The organism is Peribacillus sp. P4_C12 (assembly GCF_056402095.1).
Map to the genome: position 1 here is coordinate 1 of NZ_JBFUIB010000329.1, position 4,187 is coordinate 4,187.

At 36.1% G+C, this 4,187-nt stretch carries 3 protein-coding genes and 1 pseudogene; all 4 read right to left on the reverse strand.

Going from position 1 to position 4,187, the window contains the following annotated elements; genetic code table 11:
• A pseudogene (locus AC1DUW_RS22160) lies at positions 1–200 on the reverse strand (MBL fold metallo-hydrolase); the annotation flags it as partial.
• Positions 201–294: 94 nt separating this feature from the next.
• A complete protein-coding gene (locus AC1DUW_RS22165; protein WP_477643475.1) occupies positions 295–1,557 on the reverse strand; it encodes an MFS transporter in 1,263 nt (420 codons plus the stop codon).
• Between the two features lie 670 nt (positions 1,558–2,227).
• Positions 2,228–3,157 (reverse strand): alpha/beta hydrolase, encoded by a 930-nt coding sequence (locus AC1DUW_RS22170; protein WP_477643476.1) that lies wholly within the window; start codon positions 3,155–3,157, stop codon positions 2,228–2,230.
• Between the two features lie 175 nt (positions 3,158–3,332).
• Positions 3,333–4,187, reverse strand: an 855-nt coding sequence (locus tag AC1DUW_RS22175) for an FAD-dependent oxidoreductase (RefSeq protein WP_477643477.1), incomplete at its 5' end; no start/stop codon positions are given.

Below are 4,187 nucleotides of genomic sequence, written 5' to 3' on the forward strand. Positions count from 1 at the left end.
ATCCTCGTGATATCAGTAAGTGTGAAATCATGATTCTTTAAAGTCTTTTGTAAGGAATTCCAGCAATCATCTGTGTTCAATCCGGTGTCAATTAACGTTAAGGAATTCCCATGTTTCACTAAGAAAAAGTTATAACTTTTCAGTTTATTGGAAGCAGGGACAATGATGGGAAATACCTCCATATTATTTTGTTTAAACAACACATTCCCCCCTAATCTGTTATGAAATTAGAATAAGAACAAGATTAGTCCACATCTTTCAAAGATGAGGCGGACTAATTTGTTCTTTAGAAAATTAGATACTAGATGTGACTTCTTGCTCTGGAGTTGATGGTACTTCCTTTGAATTAACTTTAGCTGGTGCTGTTTCTTTGAAGAATAATGAGAATAATAATGCCAGCACACATGCACCAGTAGCTACCAATAATGGTGCTTGAATACCATATATGTCTGCTAAAGCTCCATTCACCATTGGATTTAAGAATCCACCGAAGAACTCACCAATACCGATTGTTAATCCTACTRCAAGACCTGAGTACTGTAATGGAACGGACTCAACAGGAATAACTGACATCGACATACCAATTACACCTGAACCTGCAGCACCGATGAATAAAAGAACCATCATTAATGGAACTGAATCGACGAATACTACTGTCAATGGTACGAGAATTAACAACAAACCAGATACTAAAGAAGCCGATTTACGACCAGTACGCTCTGAAAGCATTGGGATTAAGAAACCGAAAAGTGCATAACCGACACCGAATGCAGCCATTACGAAACTCATTGTCGTATCTGATAAACCTTTTGCTTGGACTAAATATGTTGGTCCGAAAATTTGGAATGCCATAAGTACTGTCATCACTAAGCTGAAAACAATAATGGATAACCAAATATTACGGAGCTTAAGAATATCTTTAACTTTAATTTTTTCTGTCGATTTTGTAGCATGCATAGTATGGTATTTCGCTAGATCTGGATTTTTAACTGCTTTTAAGATGACTAAGCTTAAAATAATCCCTGGAATAATCGTTAAATAGAACGCCATATGCCAGTCAAAATTAGTTGCTAACGCAACGATTGCTACAGGCGCTAAAATGCTACCGAATAATGCGTTACTTGTGTTCATTGTGAAACCTAAGTTAAATCCGCGACGACGCTCCGAAGATTCCATTGCTAAAATCGATTGTGTTTGCGGAATCAGTGGACCTTCTACAATACCCATTAATAGCCGTAGTACGAATAACATAGCGAATGATTGTGCAAAACCATGTAATAATGAAATAACTGAGAATGCGAATACTAAAATTGCTAACATTGCTCTCTTATTATTCACTTTATCTGAAATAAATCCACCTAATGGACCAGCAAATGACCAAGTTAACGCAAGAGCTGCTCCAAGCAAGCCTAATTGCGTGTAGTTTAGTCCTAAATCTACAGATATCATTGGGAATAAGTAGTTAATCGCTAAACGGTCAAAGAATACGAATCCAATTAGAAAGAAAAAGATTACGGTCAATTTGTTCTCATAAGTCCAAAACTTTGGTTTTCCCATTATTAAAACACCCTTCCTTAAAATCACGTATTGTTATAGCTAATAAAATAAATCATAAAATACGGTGATACCGAGTTGATTAGTAAAAATTACAATCATCTGGATTTCCAGGCCTAATGAGGCTGCCTAACCTTCTATAAAGAAAGCGATGGATATTGATTCCCCATTAATAATCCAAGAAATAGGAAATAATCAATGATGGGTGTTTCTTCAAAAACAAAGTTCGAAATATTACGAATATATTTTACGAGCCATGACCTGCTTCGTATATCATCCAGTTCCTATCAGTATTTTCAATTTTATTTATAGGTATCATAGTCAAATAGAGTTAATAAAGATAACCATTGTTTTCATTGGGTGTTCGATCACTTGTAAGTGCTTTAAAAAATATTGTAGTTATAGAAATCAATTTATCTATCTATTTTACGTAGCATCAGTATAGATGTACAAAAAGTTCTATTTTGGGGTCAATCCAATTAATTTCTCTGAAAGAGGGTGACTTGAACTTTTCAAATTCAATTGATATAAATATGTACTGATATGTGGCGGCAATGGAAGTTTACAATTCACCTTCTACGATATTGTAAAAGGAAAGCGACTATTAGTTAGTAGCATCAGACTGTCAAGAAAACCTCGACAGTCTATTTATTTATCAAAATACTTTAACACATTAGATCTCTTTATTTAAAAAATTACCTGTACGTTTGTAAACGTCTTTATATTCATCAAGATGCGTGAATTTACCTAAGAAACCGTGAGTTGCACCTTCGTATCTTTTTGTTTCAACATGTACACCAGATTTTTTTAAATTCTCAGCAAATAGTTCCCCTTCATCTCGCATTGGATCATATTCTGCTGTGATGACAAGTGCTGTTGGAAGATTTTCTGAATTTTCTTCTCGGATTGGTGAAACAAGCGGATTATCAGTATCTACATTTCCTAATAAATAGAAGGAATTATGTTCAGCTAATTGATCACTTTCTACAAAATAGCCCTTTCCATTTTCCACTAATGATGGGTAACGAAATTCACTGAAGTCAAGGTCTAGTGATGGATAATACATTACTTGCTTCGTAATGATAAATTCCTGTTTGTCACGGGTCATTAGAGAAACGGCAGCAACTAAGTTACCACCAGAACTATCCCCTGCAACTGCGAGGTTCTTCCCATCCCAATTTAATTCATCCTTATGTTCTGTTGCCCATTTTGTGACGTTATAGCAATCTTCTAATGCAGCAGGATATGGGTGTTCAGGAGCAAGACGATAATCAACAGAAATGACTTTATATCCGGATTCCATGCAAACCGGGCGTACGATTTCATCATGACTTTCTAAATTTCCAGAAAAAAATGCTCCACCGTGGAAATACATTAGAAGTGGATAAGAATCTCCTTCCTTCGGAGTATAAATTCTTACTGGTATATCCGCTTCAGAAGTCGGAATTGTTTTTTCTTCAACAGAATAAACTTGTACACGTTTTTCAACAGGTAAAACGGGTGCATTGAACACTTTTCTATGTTCTTCTGGAATGATTTTCTGTTTCTCATCAGATCCTGGAATAGAATCTAACACTTTTTTTATCTCGGGATGTACAGGCATCTTAGAGAACCTCCTTCTTACATTTATTCCGTTTTATTATATAATTAAATAGCAGAGCATTACCTACTTGAATATTAGTTCATACCTCGTTCTAAAAACCATATATTCCCTAGTAATGTAAGTGGATTATAGAAGGCTGATTAGATGTTGCCGCAAATAACCAGCCTCCACTTTTTTAAAAGTGAGTTTTTTCAGGGAATGCAGTCTTTGCTTGGTCTGTTGGGAATAGACGAGATAATTCTTGGTAAAGCTTTGTAATTGGTTTACGCTGCTCTTCATAGTTTTGCAAGCTTTCCGCAGGTGTTATAGTTCCAGCAACTGCTTCAGCAATTGCTTCTGCTAATACTTCAGCATCCTGGATCGCCATGTTTGCACCTTGGCCTTGGTTGTGAAGCATTGCGTGAGCAGCGTCACCAACTAATGTTACAGTGTTTGTACTCCATTTAGTGAGTGGTTCAAGGTCACTTAATGGACGAGTTACGATATCTTCTAGCTTGATATTCTCAACAATTTTTTGAAGTGTAGGTCCAAAGCCTCTAAAGCTATCCATAATTTGTTCTTTTGTTAAAACAGGACGCAATGCGAACTCGCCAGGTACTGTGATATCTACAGATACTTGTCGGCGACTTTCTAATGGTAATAAATAGAATGAATCATCACCGTTTACGTATATACGTAAAACGTTTTCTTCTGAAGCCATACCAAGAGCCTCTTCGAAAGGAATTAAAACACGGTGTGCTAAGTAACCGGAATAGACTGGCTCAACATGGCCTAATACTTGATTGCGAACTAGTGAACGAATGCCGTCAGCTGCAATTACGATATCAGCTTCGATTGTTTTACCGTTTTCAAATTTCACTTCTACATAATTACCGTGGTCGATTATTTCAGTTAAACAGTGGTTTAAGTGAAGCTGGTCTTCTGGAATATGAGCTACTAATAAATCTAATAAATCTGCACGGTGAATTAAACGAGCATAAGCATCTGCTTCGTCACCCGTTAATACTGGCCAAGTTTCTCTAATTAATAC